The organism is Algimonas ampicilliniresistens (assembly GCF_030159955.1).
In the GTDB taxonomy this organism is placed as follows: Bacteria; Pseudomonadota; Alphaproteobacteria; order Caulobacterales; family Maricaulaceae; genus Litorimonas; species Litorimonas ampicilliniresistens.
This window is the reverse complement of sequence record NZ_BSNK01000001.1, coordinates 784,279-798,682: the sequence shown is the minus strand read 5'-3', so window position 1 is coordinate 798,682 and position 14,404 is coordinate 784,279. Positions and strand designations below refer to the sequence as shown.

The following is a 14,404-nucleotide window of genomic DNA, read 5'->3' as shown; positions in this document are numbered from 1 at the left end:
CAAGCAGATAATATGAGCAATACTCCACCGATCAGCGATGCGGACGTCCATAAGGCGGCTATGGCACTGCCATCCGTTTTTATGACGGAGCAGTGGATGGGCAGCCATGTCTATAAGGTTGGCGATCCCGACACGTTTAAAATGTTCGCGATCCTCAATCCCGGCAAAGCGCAACTGACCCTAAAGACCCCTAGCCCGGAAATAGCCGCGATGTTGATCGCCGCAGAGGTCGCGCAACGTCACACCCATATGCCGCGCGGAAACTTGGTCATGTTGAAGCTTGATCGGCTTGAACTGGATGATGTCGAAGAGCGGCTTCAGACGTCCCACACGGTTGTCACGGCGACTTTGACCAAGGCTGTCCGCAAAAAGTTTGCTTTAGACTGACATCTTATGAGTTTACCCCAGTTTTCACGTTGACGCCCCGATTTGTTCCGCCTATCTGCCCGCTCACGCTAATAAGCGGGTGTAGCTCAGTTGGTTAGAGCGCCGGCCTGTCACGCCGGAGGCCGCGGGTTCGAGTCCCGTCACTCGCGCCATTGGCGTCTCCGTGACATTCATGCGATTATCCCCTCCGCGGGGCGCTGTCTCCGTCATTCGGAGATCGCTATGAAACGCTTAGCCTTAGCCCTGACCGTTCTGCTGGCAATCGCTATTACTTATGTCGCGCTGATGGCCTGGCGGTCGCCGCCCACCTATGATCTGAACACCGACTATGTCGATTACCCGCTTCTGAGTTGGGACGCCTATGAGGCCATCTCTCACACCGTAGAACCACCCATTATCCGCCAGACTTCTGCTGGCACCGGCGAAGCCCTGATCTTTGGGGCGACACACAGTTCAGACCCAACTCACCCTCAATTTGCCGAGCTCAACCATCAGTTTGACAGTTTCAAACCGGATATCGTGCTTGTCGAAGGGCGTATGGGCTTTGTGCTACCGCCTTTTATGGATCCGGTTCAGTCATTTGGCGAAAGCGGAGCCTTGGCCGCAATGGCCAAGCGAGACGGCCTTGCGCTCTACACATGGGAGCTTTGTCGGGCCTGTGAGCCTGAACAGCTCCGTAAACGATTCTCTGACCGACAAGTCGCCCTCTACCTTTTGCTTCGCCCCTATTCTGGCAGTAAAGGCGTATCCCCCGAAGCGGCGCGCGACCGCATGTCGAGCATCATTGCCGATCGCGGAAAACGACCCGGCATCAAAGGTGTAATTGATGATATTGGAGCCTTCGATGCGGCTTGGTCGGTAGAGTTTCCGGATGGTGAGAGCTGGCACGCAATGCAGGGCGTTCACGCAAGCCCTGGATTCCTCAACGACATGTTTGAATATGGCAATGACATAAGAGATCAGCACCTCTTGAACGTTATCCGGACACTAACCGAGGACGGCAAGCGCGTTATGGCGACCGTTGGTTGGTCACACGCCATTCGGATTGAGCCCGCACTGAAAATTTTGGAATCAGAGGCGCGATAGAGTTCAGTCGCTACTCGTAGAAATCACGACCGCAGTTGGCCTGCCCTGACAATGTGCAGATCTGCACAGCCGCACCCCGCATTTTCGCAAGGACTGCCTGCACAGGTGAGCCTTCCGAAATTATGCGACGCATTTAGATTCGACGTTATGAGCACAATTGACATCATCGGCTACATTGCCGCCAGCCTAACAACCTTGTCTTTCTTGCCACAAGCGTTGGCTTGCGTTCGCACAGGACGGACAGACGGGCTCTCGCTGCCGATGTATGCAATCTTCTCAGCCGGTGTTGCGCTATGGTTCGCTTACGGCGTGGCTGTGGGCAGCTGGCCCGTGATCTTGGCCAACCTCGTGACTCTAGCCTTTGCGCTGGTCATCCTTGCCCTCATCATCCGCAATCGCCATCGACACGTGTCGAGCCGGGACCGTGTGCGGTCGATCGTGGTCGGCGACTGATCGATCGTTAGGCACAAAAAAAGGCCCCCTTTCGGGAGCCTTTCAAATTCAGAATGAGGCGTAAGCCTTAGCCCATTGAGATGGAATCAACGGCAGTCTTGCCTGAGCGTTGATTGACAGCTGTGTTGAACTGAACCTTGTCGCCTTCGTTGATGCTGTCCAAACCAGAGCGCTGCAGAGCAGAGATGTGAACGAACACATCGTCGCCGCCACCTTCAGGCGCGATAAAGCCGAAGCCTTTAGTGGTGTTGAAAAACTTAACAGTACCTGTTTGCATATCCGACATAGTGTAATCCTTTAGATCGTCGGTTTCCGATCGACGACGTGCCGATCGGATGCCACGCAAATTGCGCGGCCAGTCTCGACGTCTGGTAGGAAAAGCATTCTGCGCCGGGCCACGATAAATCGTGAGCAAGCGGCAGGCCGATGATCTGGCCCTTAAGTCGATAAAGGGCATATGGGGATAAGTCTGCGTGATAGCAAGTCTAGTCACCATGAAGGTTTGTTGAAGGTTAATACCCCCTCACCCGAACAAATCGCCCTGCCCGCTGACTCTTTCCGGAACACGGAACTGCGTGCAGTCCAGCGATACACGCTGTTCGCGCGGGATAATCCCGGTCCGGCGTTGCGCGTGATAATAGCGCTGCGCAATCAACTTGCGGAACGGCGTCTTCACTTCGCTATCCTCTCCGCGTGACCAATGCGGATCATAATCCTTGCCGCCATTGATCGTGCGAATGTGGTTCATGATCCGCCGCGCGCGGGTTGGCGCGAAGGCCTCCAGCCATTCCTGAAAGATTGGACTGACCTCCTGCGGCAGGCGCAGCACCGTATAGGCGCTGTAGCTGGCCCCGAGTTCGGCTGCGCGCGTCATAATGCTCTCCAACTCACTATCATTCAGCCCCGGGATCATCGGACCCAGCATGATACCTGTCGGAATCCCCGCCGCCGCCAACTGCCCCAGCGCTTCAAAGCGGCGTTCCGGTGTCGGGCAGCGCGGCTCCATTGCGCGAGCCAGCGCCCGGTCCTGCGTCGTGATCGACACCATCGCTCGCGCAATCCCGCGTTCCGCCATGGGACCAAGAATATCCAGATCGCGCGTAATCAGGTTCGACTTGGTCAGGATCGAGACCGGATGACGAAAATCGGACAAGACTTGCAGCAAACCGCGCATAATTAACTGCTCGCGCTCAACCGGCTGATAAGCGTCCGTATTCGTGCCGATCATGATCGGCCGGACTTTGTAGCGCGGATTCGACAATTCGCGTTTCAGCAGCTCCGGCCCCGAGGGCTTCGCATAGAGCCGCGTTTCGAAATCAAGCCCGGCAGAGAGGCCGTAATAGGTGTGCGTCGGCCGCGCGAAACAATAGATGCAGCCATGTTCGCAGCCGCGATAGGGATTGATCGAGCGCTCAAACCCGACATAGGGACTGACCACCTTGTTGATGATCGTGCGCGGAAATTCGACCGTCAGCGACGTCTTGGCCGGCGCGCGGTCCTCAATCGGGAGCGCATCCCAATCCTCTTCTGACCGTTCCCGCGTCAGCGGCTCATAGCGCCCCGTCACATTACTGCGCGCGCCGCGCCCCTTCTCTCGAATTTTCAGCTCACGCTTGGGCTGTTGAAAGGGCAGGATGTTGGGCTGGGCCATGAGGAGTCTCGCAAGATTGCCGCTCCCGAATTTGGCCCAAACGAAGCGATGATTGATGATGAGACAGAATTAGGAATTTTTTCCTTATTCGTCAATATTTCAACCACCTCTCCTGTGGACAGCGTAACCTCAGTCCTTTGTAGAGGTAGACGCCGACGTCTTTGTGTAAGTCATCTTAGAGAAATTGTCCCAACTCTCGCCACCATCGACAGTCATCAGAAGTTCGTAAGTGATCGGCGACGCGCCCAAGTCCCACCGTAGTTTGAAATGCATAGCTTCGCCATTTGGGCCGATCGGAAAATGTGTGTCGCTACGAAGATTGGTCACACTCAGCACAGTGTCTGTGTCGAAGTCCCCTTCGTAAACATCCATCAGACCGAGCGTATCGTCCAACAAGGTCACCCGATAGATCTTGCGAAACTGATCGTAAGTGATTGTCGATTGTAAACCCATCAACTCTGGCGAACCCACATCGATCTGCGACATATCCTGAAGACCATAACCGCCCATGATGGGCTGTGTCGCAGATTGCGTAGGCGTGAGCGGAACCTCACCATTAGGCGTGTAGCGCACGCCACTTATATCGAATGTCCCGATCAGCGGACGAAACTTCTCCAGCGCAGGTACGAGCGGAGAAGCGGCCTCTTCGACTGCGTCTGCTGGCATCTCGGCATTTTGAGCATAGGCCGTCACAGAGACGCTCAAGGGCAGAATAACGGCTGCCGTGAGCCATAATATCTTCAAGGGTTTCGTTTTCATGGTGTCGGGCTCCTTTTCTCGACAGTCTTCAATTTAGCAACGCGTCGCATCGCCACTCTAATCAAACCAAACAGGTCTGTTTAATCGGTTGCCACCGTCACGCTCGCCTCAACCGGCTCGACATCGCTCGACTTATTCGCCTTGCGCGCCCGGAAAAAGAACAGGATCGATCCGATATAGGCGCCGAGCGTCACTGTCAGGATGATGACCGGAATGGCCGTTAACCCATCGGGGCCGAGCGCCACCGGGCCGAACCACCCCAGCGCCGTCTCCGGTACGCTGCCGAACTCCGATATCTGCAAGCCCAACCGCGCGAAATCGCTATAGACTTGGAAAACCTCATTACAGAGCCCCAGCGCGAATAGGCTGTAGATCGCCAGCGCAATCCCCGCCATGAGCCGATCAAGTCGATGCGCGGCGAGATAGCTCGTCACCAACATCCCGAACACCAACGTCATATAGTTGGAAATCGTCCCGTTCGCGACATTCACGATCTGGAAGAATAGCTGCACATGCTCATATTCGGTCATTTTGGACGCCCCCCTAAATCCCAATTCAAATACCCAATAGAGCCCCGAACAGGGCCAGAGCCGAAATCACCAGCAACGCATAGCCACCAAAATGTCGGCCCCGCATGGCCCAGACATTGCCGATCCCGCCGCCGCCCAACATCAGCACACAGCCGATCACGACCCAAAAACGGACATGGCCCGCGAACTGCGTCGGCGTCGCCAACAGCAACAACCCCGCCGCAAACCAATAGACCGCCGATAGAAACATGATCGCGTGCAATATGCGTTTCGCGCTCGGCGCGGCCTGGGCTGGCTCCACAATCTTCGTCGCCCCAAGCCAACCATGCGCCAGCGCAACCAACAGGGTCAGCCCCCCAGCGAGATATAAGGCAAGATCAGCGATAAGATGGGATAGGTCCATGACCGTTCTGTCGCAAGGCCGATCATTTCTGGACAAGCGCCCACGTCCTGCCGCCCATCGCGGGGTCGGCTTAGTTGGATCGCATCAAAAGTGACACGAGGCGCGGGCCTCTACCCGTCGATGGATAGAGACAAGAACACACCAATTTACGACAGGCAGAGGCCCGCGCGCAGTGTTTAGCCTGACCTCGCCGCCTCTGACGTCTGCTCATCTGCACAAGGTCCGCGGCCTAAGCCCACTTGCCGAACGCGGCGGGCGGGGATGTTTGGCTCTCGCGGGTCACACAGACCGACATCCATCAAAGGTGGAAGGCAAGAGAGCGCGTCCGGGTGCATAAGCCCGACGAGCGCCCGCTTGGCTCGGCGCGGAAATCCCATGACAGGACCCCTCAAGCGGAACGCTCCCCGCACCCCAAACCAAACCCTCACACCGGCCCATTGCACCGAGGGATATGCCCCACCTCGTGCCTGCAACGGACAGTGTGAATGTCGCTGACTTTAGGAGAGAGAGGATATGATTACGGTACTGATTTTCAGTCCGGGGGATTGAAAACAGCGAAGTGCCGAACGGCGCGTGACTTTCGGGTGGAACAGGCGGGGATGAGCCAGAATGTGATTGAGAGGCCGCGCGGGATAACACCACCTAATATGGGGAAAGAAGTTCATCTGACTAAAATGCGACTAGTCTAGTCCAGAAACAAGGCACGGGAATTCTACTCAATCCACTACAACTTACGCAGAGTCTCACTATCTCATAAAAAGTTCAGCTTGCCCAAGAAAAGAAGTCAAGTCATTACTAGTATCGCGCGATATCTCGCTAACTATCATGTTAACGGTGATAGAAACGTCATATTCATTCTGTATTGAAGACATAATACGCTTAATAACATCCTTACCTGGAGCCAAAGCCAAACGCCCCTCGAAAGTGGCCCATTCTGCATTGAATTGCTTATTGGCATTTTTCACATGAGTTGATGTGTCAGTATGTTTATCTGCTTTCGCATAGAAGCGTATGTAATCCCCTAAAATTTGACCATTACATTCATCTTTCATTTCATCAAATACGCCTTCCATTAAAGCACGTATATCTGAAATTGAACATGAATACGGCCGCCCAGATTTATCGAGTCTTTTATTCACTGCAGAAGAAATTGCTCCACAATCGCAGAGGTAATTTTCAATTTCCTTACGTTTCAAAACAAAGCACTTTTGGTTACCTTGCTCCATTTCGCTTTTGAAATTTTCAACCTCTTTTTCGCACCTGTAATCTCTATCAAACAGACAGAGAGTTTCCACATTCACACCTAACAACTCTTTAAATGCCCAGACAGTTGCCTTTGCACGACTACTCTGGGTAAATCCGCCTAATCTCTGTATTGGAGTTCTGCTACTTGATGCCAACTTCGTATAGCCAAATTTCTTTGCGAACATGCGCAGTATTTTAGCGTCTTTTCCTTCCACAAAAATAACTTTTTTAGCACGAGATATTTTAGCAAAATCAGCATTTTGTGCGGAACCAATGTAATCCAACATTGCTACATATTGCTCTTCGGTCGCGATGCGTTTTCCTCTCGCAGCCATAGGGTCAATAACGATCAAGTCCTGAGTAGGGGATTCGTTAATTATTTCAGTTGCATGTGTTGCAATAAAATACTGCTTAAATTGCGATGATACATCGTGGTATAGAGCATGCTGCAGCTCTGGATGAAGGTATATATCAGGCTCATCAAGAACCAATATTGAATTCTCTGTAGCCCTCGCAAGATGCGTTTGTAACTGTAGCCAAATTTGGAAACCAAAACCAGCCCACTGTATTTCTCGAGGAATACGACCTTCATTAAAAAACATTGTAAGATATTGAGGAGTTCCCATCTCAACGATTGGTGCGTCAATGGTGATCCCAGGCCAAACGTCAGCAATCCTCTTTTGGAAGACAGAAAAATCTGAAGGCGGTTTATATTTCCATATATTTCTGAAGTTTCGGGCCGCAATCCTAGTTCCCATATTCTTTTCAATAGTTTCAGGCTTTCTTACCCTTTCGTTTATCTCCAACGGACCTAGAGTGGGCACTACTAGCAGCTCTATTGGAAACGATTTTCGATATGCCACCGCAGTTCTAGGCTGGCCGGAATTGGTCTGGACATAGAATCGAGTAGATCGGTCCGGATGAGCCAAAAACACTGCTTTATTACCGTTTTCATGAGTAATGATAATTTCAGCATCGCCATTACCGTAATTTCTTACGGAATTCGCGATAGTGAATGGGAGAGATGAATCAGGAATTTGGTACCCAAGAAACCCTGTGGTCCCATGTCGGATGTAAGTTGGGTTTCTTTTCATTTGCTTTAGACCGATTTCCGTCAATCTAAGCGCGTCCAAAATAGAGGATTTTCCGCTATTATTAGGACCAACAAGTATATTTCCCTTTCTCGCAGTAAGTCGAAAATCATCAAAGCGTTTATAGGATTTAAGTTGTATGCCTTTGATCATTTTTTTGAATTAGACTTTCCGTTAGATTCTTTATTCTTCAAATTTCCGACAGACCTTCCATAGATCGACTTTAGTCCTCCGTCTCCAAATAAATCTCCCCACCCTCGGCCTTAAACCTCTCACTCATCTCTTTCATCCCCTCTTCCGCGCTCAAGCCCAGCGCTTTCTTCTCATTGTCGCTCAACCCATCCGCATATTCCCGCACTTCCCGCGTGATCTCCATCGAGCAGAATTTCGGCCCGCACATGGAGCAGAAGTGGGCGGTTTTATGCGCTTCTTTCGGTAAGGTTTGGTCGTGATAATCGCGCGCGGTTTCGGGGTCCAAGCTGAGGTTGAACTGATCCTCCCATCGGAATTCAAACCGAGCGCGGGACAGCGCATCGTCGCGCAATTGCGCCGCCGGGTGGCCTTTGGCGAGGTCGGCGGCGTGGGCGGCGAGTTTATAGGTGATGACGCCGACTTTGACATCGTCGCGGTCTGGCAGGCCGAGATGTTCTTTCGGCGTGACGTAGCAGAGCATGGAGGTGCCGAACCAGCCGATCATGGCCGCGCCAATGCCCGACGTGATATGGTCATAGCCGGGCGCGATATCGGTCGTGAGCGGGCCGAGCGTATAGAAGGGCGCCTCACCGCATTCGCGTAGCTGCTTATCCATATTCACTTTAATCTTATGCATCGGGACGTGGCCCGGCCCTTCGATCATGACTTGGCAGCCCTTGGCCCACGCGACCTGTGTCAACTCACCCAGCGTTTCCAGTTCCGCAAATTGCGCGCGATCATTGGCGTCGGCCACCGCGCCGGGGCGCAGCCCGTCACCGAGGGAAAACGACACGTCATAGTCGCGCATGATGTCGCAAATCTCGTCGAAATGGGTGTAGAGGAAGCTCTCCTTATGGTGGGACAGCATCCATTTCGCCATGATCGACCCGCCGCGCGAAACGATGCCGCAGACGCGGTTCGCGGTCAGGTGGATATAGGCGAGGCGCACGCCGGCATGGATGGTGAAATAATCCACGCCCTGTTCGGCCTGTTCGATCAGCGTGTCGCGATAAACCTCCCACGTCAGGTCTTCGGCGACGCCGTTGACCTTCTCCAGCGCTTGATAGATCGGCACAGTCCCAATCGGCACGGGGCTGTTGCGGATGATCCATTCGCGCGTATTGTGGATGTTGCGGCCCGTGGACAGGTCCATAACGTTGTCCGCGCCCCAACGCGTCGCCCAGACCATTTTCTCGACCTCTTCCTCGATAGAGGACGCGACGGCGCTATTCCCGATATTGGCATTGATTTTGACGAGGAAGTTGCGGCCAATGATCTGCGGTTCTAGCTCCGCATGGTTGATATTGGCGGGGATGATGGCGCGGCCGCGCGCGATCTCGTCGCGGACAAATTCGGGCGTGACGAAAGCGGGGATCTCGGCCCCGAAGCTCTCGCCCGCCTCAACGCGGTCTTGCGCGCCGTCCAGCATGGCTTGGCGGCCCAAGTTTTCACGCTCGGCGACATAGATCATCTCGCTCGTGATGATCCCGGCTTTGGCATATTCATATTGGGTGACGGGTCCGGTCCGGTCGCCCTTGAGCGGGCGGTGTTTGACCGGGAATTCGCGCGCGAGATATTTGCCCGTCGCATTGCCATTATCTTCGGGTTTGATGTCGCGGCCCTCATACTGGACGACATGACCGCGCGCCTTGACCCACGCCGTGCGCGGGCGCGGCAAACCGGCGTCCAGATCGATGGCGACATCCGGATCGCTATAGGGACCGGACGTGTCATAGACGGGCACCGGCGGCTCTTCCGCCGTCGGGTGCAGCGCAATCAGCCGGTGCGGGACGCGCAGGCTCGGATCAGCTTTGGGCGCGGTATAGACCTTGGTCGAGGCGGGCAGCGGCCCCGTGGTAATTTCCCGCACGTTCAGGGCGTCTTTATCGATAGGTTTATTCATGGGATTCGTCCTTATGCGTGTCCGAATTTTGAAGATCACGGCGCTCGCCGGGAATGGAAAAATAGTCTGCACCAGATGTGGCTAAGTCATCAGGAACGTCGATCGGGACATGGATGCCGACCGTATGCGCGGCGTTCAACCACGCGCGCGTTTCATCATCGCCCGGTGCCGTGACAAACCAGAACGGGACAAACGCCATATCTGTGCGGACCGCGCCGAAGATCGCGGACTGCGCCGCAAATACGGTTTGGTTCGCATCGGCATCACCAAGGTGCATCACCGTCGCCCCGGGACCGAGGGTGACGCGGTAGATCATGTTCTCAACCGCTTCATGCATCGCCCCGCCAATATGCGGCACGCGCAACCGAGTCACACCTACAGGGTGCCCGCTATCGGCGTCACCAAAGTCGAAAATATGATCCATGCTGGCATTCAGATCGAGCGGTTGCGCGATGATCCGGGACAGCAATGCGTCATCCCACCCGTCATCTTCGCGCATTTGCTCTAACGCTTGAGGCGGCGCGATCAGGCGGACGGCTGGATTGGACGACAGGTAATCGATCATATCGGCGGCGGCGAAATGGTCGGCATGGGCATGGCTGACAAAGACTGCATCGACCCCGTCAAACGGGGCTGCACCCGACATCAATGTCTCGCGCACATCTTCGCTGACCAGCGGAAACGTTCCGAACCCATTATCGAAGATCGGGTCGAACAGAATTTTCACATCCCCGCTTTCGACCATGACGCCTTCATTGGCGATATACTGCGCCGAGGCGTCAACATCGTGGGCATGAGCTGACGCACCGACAGTCGCCAGTAAGGCTACAGCGCCGCGTAAAACGCCAATCATGACGCGGCGTGGTCGGTCTGACATGTTCGTTATTGTCATGGGTACGTTCTCAACTTTTGAGCACACGAAGAGCTGGGGTAAAATCGGTTGTGCTGATGAAAGCGTAGTCCCGCCGCGGATGATCGGTTCTGAACATCAAAGCTGGCGCGCCTTCGGCAAAATCTTGCCAGACGCGTTTTAACTGGCTGCGCGGTAGCGACACCGGACTGTCGCCTGATAAGCTAAACAGCAAGACGCGGCTTTCGGTCACGACACAAGAAAAATATGTTTGAACGGACGACGGAAATATTCGCCCGAACCAATCGTAGATTTTTGGCAAACAATCATAGCGACTGAACAGGCCAGCTAGAGCGATAACCCCAATTATCGAAAGGAATTGAAGACGGTCTTGTTCGTCTCCAGACCAAATAGGGAAAGTGATAAAAAAGCCGACAATGATTGCACTCGTGATCCGAAGCTGGCGATATTTGTTCGGCGCAGCTTCATGCATCGCGCGCTCTCCGCTTTGCACATATGACCAGATAACCCGCTCGTCAGCGCGAAGCCAATCCTTAGCTAGAGTGTACTCAGCTTCGCTCACGGCGAGCGCTGGCCAAATCGTAGTAGCGTGCTGACCATCTCACCATCCGCACCTGTCGTGACGTGGTAGAGCCGATCATATTCGGTCGCCTCGACAATGGGCGCACCGCCCTCGCCACCGAGCAGCTCGGTCAGCTCGCCCGTTGTGTTGCTATGGCCAACGACGAGGTGACGCCCGCCCTCCGCCTTCAGGCGCTGCGCTATGCCCGGCAGATCGCGCGGGTCATACAGTTCCACCTCAAGGCTGAGGCGTGCCGCAAGCGGCGCGGCGGTTTCCCGCGTGCGTTTATAATCGCTGCTATGAATGCGCTCAATGTTCGCATCCTCCAGCAGGTCCGCTAAAGCCAACGCCCGCGCCTCCCCCGCCAGTGTCAGGGACGGGTCATCACCCGTTTTCTTTTCAGCATGGCGAACCAGAAACACGCTCAAAGGCGCCTGCGCGTCCATCGAACTATCTGGTGCGGTCTCGGGCGCAGAGGCGCTCACGGACGCGCAGGCCGCGAGGCCCAGCATTAAAGAAATGGCGCCAATGCGCGTGAAACCACGTTTCATGTCCGTCCTTCCGCCGGGATCAACCGGATCAAGTTCAAAGGGTTCGTCTCAACCCGCTGGACAATGGCCAGGCAGGTGCCCCTCGGATGTGCTTAGCTATGCGCATAATTGCCGCCCCGTGCAAGACGTACTGCCATTCTCATAGTTTTTGAAAACCACCCCGGAAGGTTGATCGCCAGTTTCGACGCAAGGCCGCCATTGTCACGGACAGGATTTTATGATTAGAAAGGCTATTACGACAACTATCGTAGGTGTTTCATATCACCCGGATACTTTTCATAGCCCTTGCCTTCGGACTGACATCTGCCGCCTGTTCGGTCGAAGCGCCTGAGACTAGTGAGACTATTCCTGTCGAGAGCAGCGGCTACACTCGACTTTCTGTCGGCATAACGGGTCAAAACAAGCTGACAGGTCTAGACGATCCGATCACGGTCATTCGTAAAGAACCAGTGTCACACCTGCTACAGGATTTAGCGGACGCGCCCCGAGACTCCGACTTCATTCAAGACAAGCTCAATCAATCTGACGTCGATCTTGACCGCCTATTATCGCTAGGTCTCATACGGAAAGACGCGGGCAAAACCTATGTTCTGAACTTCCCCTATTTCACTATAGAAGATCATGACCTGTTGATCGAGAAAACCAGCCCCTACGCGTCTGCTCTGACCCAAATTTACGTAGAGCGATGGGCCGAATTCCAAAGCTTATTCGAAGCCTATGATGTCGAAGGCGTGACCGATGCGCAGCTAGCTTACGCGCTACTCGGCGCATTCTCATTAGACTGGGATGGGTTGGATATCACGGCAAACGGAAATTATAGAACAACTGCGGACAACATGCCTCAGACGTTCGAATTCATTCCTTGGGCTAAGGAAACAGTCCACGAGGATAGCCTTAAGGGCTTATATTGGGGATCTCATAATCGCACCGTGAACGGGATACGATTCACGACATTTGGAGATCACGCTGCATTGCCAAGAACCGGATTGCCGGACCATCTATGGCAGATCAACAGACGCATTCGGACAACCGAGGGCTGGAAAAATGGCTTAGCCAGAAAAACGCAGCGCGCTCTATCTCCTTACTATCAGGATCCATTTCTGAAAGATGCCGGGCAAGTCCTGATTGCGATAAGACGAGGTGACCGCCTTGCCCGCGATATCTCGGCGACAACAGGCCTGCCCTCAGGCCAGCTTGCTTCCATATTAGATTATCTCGTTTCGCTGAACTACCTCGCTTGGGATGGGAACACGTATCAGCTTCGGGTTCCTGTTTTCGCGGCAGAAGATCGCGAAATGGTGCAAGCGGCAAGAACACTTAGCAACAATATCATTATCGACCATCTCGCCAATGAATACGACAACCTCAAGGATGATCTCTCTGGCCTAACGATGATGGAATACGGTACGCCCTATGAGCATCTATATACGCAAATCTGGCATTATCTCTTCGGCATGACCAACCGGAAACTTATGGAACAAGGTCTATTCCCTGACCTTTATGATGATGGTCGAGATTTTCCAGGTTTCACATCTTTCGTCTTCTCAGCCGACCTGATGGATTTGACACCTGACGAACGCTAGAGTCGGCTCTTAGTAAGACTCTCATTGCGGCGCCACTTGGCAAGAGGCGCACGGCTGAGGGTCAGGAGCGGTTTTTCGACCATCCTGTAGAGCAGTAAAGCCGCGACGATACTAGCCAACGTGCTAAGCGCCATGAAGCCGTACAGTGATGAAAGACTGGCGTCGTTAAACAAACCCGTCGGAACTAGAAGTCGCTTCAGGGTCAACAAGACGAGGAAGTGCGACAGGTAGAGCGTATAGGAAGCGTCGCCAAGCACTTGCAGAAAGCGGGGCACCGATAATCCGCCGGAACGTTCCCATATGACCAGACCGAGCAGCATGACGGCGGCGATCGTTCCGGCAACGGGCACGCGCATTTTCACCAACCCTTCACCGCCATAGCCAAAGCCTGACACAAGCAATCCTGCAGACAGGACGAGGCCCGCCGCCACGAACCAGCGACCCAACACATCTGAAATCGAGACGGACTTAACCAAATAGGCGATCAGCGCGCCAAAGACGAATTCGAGGCAGAGCGGATGCACCAAAATTCCGATCCAACTATTCGGAGAGAAATCCTGAAACGGTTGGTTCAGTCCGATAAGGATTAGAAACACGCCCCACGCCCCAATCACCCAGCCGCGAAAATAAGGGGGGATGAGCAGTAAGACAGCGAACAGGGCGTAAAAGGCTAATTCAAACGTTAGCGTCCAACCCACGGGAAGAAGGGGCATTTCGCCTTGCGGCCACAGGGCCATAGACGCGACAAAGACGCTCCATGCTCCGTCTGCGCTTTCGCGATCTGGCGCAGCCGGTTGACCATAGCTGATGAGAAAATAAAGCGCCATCAAGCTGCAAAATATCCACCAAAGCGGATAGATACGCGTCGCCCGGTCAAAGAGGAACCGCCCTGCCGAGCGAAGACCCGGTGTGCGGTCGCCCGCCACCCAGACCATCACAAAACCACTGATCACGAAAAACAGGTCGACCCCGACCCAACCCCGATCCCAGAAACCTGGAAACCCGGTCGTGCCTGAAATCTCCCGCCAGATTGCAGCGGCATGAAAAATCACGACCAGCAAGGCCGCTACGCCGCGGAGCGCTTGTAGCGAATATAGTCGCGCCGGCTGAGGTATCGGTTCGATTGTCACGAAACGC

General features: G+C 54.2%; 15 protein-coding genes, 1 tRNA gene and 1 riboswitch. Of the genes, 5 read left to right on the top strand and 11 right to left on the bottom strand.

Annotated features, from left to right (window positions below):
* Positions 1–12: 12 nt before the first annotated feature.
* From QQL54_RS03715 to QQL54_RS03700, 4 genes are all read left to right on the top strand, one after another.
* Positions 13–387 (top strand): MmcQ/YjbR family DNA-binding protein, encoded by a 375-nt coding sequence (locus QQL54_RS03715; protein ID WP_284387697.1) that lies wholly within the window; start codon positions 13–15, stop codon positions 385–387.
* Positions 388–462: 75 nt separating this feature from the next.
* Positions 463–539 (top strand) — tRNA-Asp (locus QQL54_RS03710).
* A 70-nt stretch (positions 540–609) separates the two neighbouring features.
* On the top strand, positions 610–1,473 hold the full coding sequence (locus tag QQL54_RS03705; RefSeq protein WP_284387695.1) for a hypothetical protein: 864 nt from the start codon (positions 610–612) through the stop codon (positions 1,471–1,473).
* A 147-nt stretch (positions 1,474–1,620) separates the two neighbouring features.
* Positions 1,621–1,926 carry a SemiSWEET family sugar transporter gene (locus tag QQL54_RS03700; protein WP_284387693.1) on the top strand — a complete coding sequence of 102 codons (306 nt, stop codon included), beginning with the start codon at positions 1,621–1,623 and terminating at the stop codon, positions 1,924–1,926.
* Positions 1,927–1,993: 67 nt separating this feature from the next.
* Here QQL54_RS03700 and QQL54_RS03695 read toward each other — a convergent pair whose 3' ends face one another.
* The 10 genes from QQL54_RS03695 to QQL54_RS03650 form a co-directional block, all read right to left on the bottom strand.
* Positions 1,994–2,203 (bottom strand): cold-shock protein, encoded by a 210-nt coding sequence (locus QQL54_RS03695; RefSeq protein ID WP_284389426.1) that lies wholly within the window; start codon positions 2,201–2,203, stop codon positions 1,994–1,996.
* Positions 2,204–2,449: 246 nt separating this feature from the next.
* A complete protein-coding gene (locus QQL54_RS03690) occupies positions 2,450–3,577 on the bottom strand; it encodes a PA0069 family radical SAM protein (RefSeq protein WP_284387691.1) in 1,128 nt (375 codons plus the stop codon).
* Positions 3,578–3,706: 129 nt separating this feature from the next.
* A complete protein-coding gene (locus tag QQL54_RS03685; protein WP_284387688.1) occupies positions 3,707–4,336 on the bottom strand; it encodes a hypothetical protein in 630 nt (209 codons plus the stop codon).
* Between the two features lie 80 nt (positions 4,337–4,416).
* Positions 4,417–4,866 carry a hypothetical protein gene (locus tag QQL54_RS03680; protein WP_284387686.1) on the bottom strand — a complete coding sequence of 150 codons (450 nt, stop codon included), beginning with the start codon at positions 4,864–4,866 and terminating at the stop codon, positions 4,417–4,419.
* Between the two features lie 25 nt (positions 4,867–4,891).
* Positions 4,892–5,269, bottom strand: a complete 378-nt coding sequence (locus QQL54_RS03675) for a hypothetical protein (protein ID WP_284387682.1) — start codon at positions 5,267–5,269, stop codon at positions 4,892–4,894.
* Positions 5,270–6,015: 746 nt separating this feature from the next.
* A complete protein-coding gene (locus QQL54_RS03670; protein ID WP_284387680.1) occupies positions 6,016–7,758 on the bottom strand; it encodes an ATP-dependent nuclease in 1,743 nt (580 codons plus the stop codon).
* Between the two features lie 70 nt (positions 7,759–7,828).
* Entirely contained in the window at positions 7,829–9,700 is a 1,872-nt protein-coding gene (gene thiC / locus QQL54_RS03665) for a phosphomethylpyrimidine synthase ThiC (RefSeq protein WP_284387678.1), read from the bottom strand.
* Entirely contained in the window at positions 9,693–10,577 is an 885-nt protein-coding gene (locus QQL54_RS03660; RefSeq protein WP_284387676.1) for an MBL fold metallo-hydrolase, read from the bottom strand. The genes thiC and QQL54_RS03660 overlap by 8 nt, the downstream gene beginning before the upstream one ends.
* A 25-nt stretch (positions 10,578–10,602) precedes the next feature.
* Complete coding sequence (locus QQL54_RS03655) at positions 10,603–11,133, bottom strand: hypothetical protein (protein ID WP_284387675.1); 531 nt, start codon at positions 11,131–11,133, stop codon at positions 10,603–10,605.
* On the bottom strand, positions 11,130–11,684 hold the full coding sequence (locus QQL54_RS03650; RefSeq protein ID WP_284387673.1) for a histidine phosphatase family protein: 555 nt from the start codon (positions 11,682–11,684) through the stop codon (positions 11,130–11,132). The genes QQL54_RS03655 and QQL54_RS03650 overlap by 4 nt, the downstream gene beginning before the upstream one ends.
* Positions 11,673–11,777, bottom strand: a riboswitch (TPP riboswitch). It overlaps the preceding gene by 12 nt.
* A gap of 158 nt (positions 11,778–11,935) precedes the next feature.
* Here QQL54_RS03650 and QQL54_RS03645 point away from each other — a divergent pair.
* Entirely contained in the window at positions 11,936–13,267 is a 1,332-nt protein-coding gene (locus tag QQL54_RS03645) for a hypothetical protein (RefSeq protein ID WP_284387671.1), read from the top strand.
* Here QQL54_RS03645 and QQL54_RS03640 read toward each other — a convergent pair.
* Complete coding sequence (locus tag QQL54_RS03640) at positions 13,264–14,397, bottom strand: acyltransferase family protein (protein ID WP_284387667.1); 1,134 nt, start codon at positions 14,395–14,397, stop codon at positions 13,264–13,266. The genes QQL54_RS03645 and QQL54_RS03640 overlap by 4 nt on opposite strands.
* Positions 14,398–14,404: the final 7 nt, after the last annotated feature.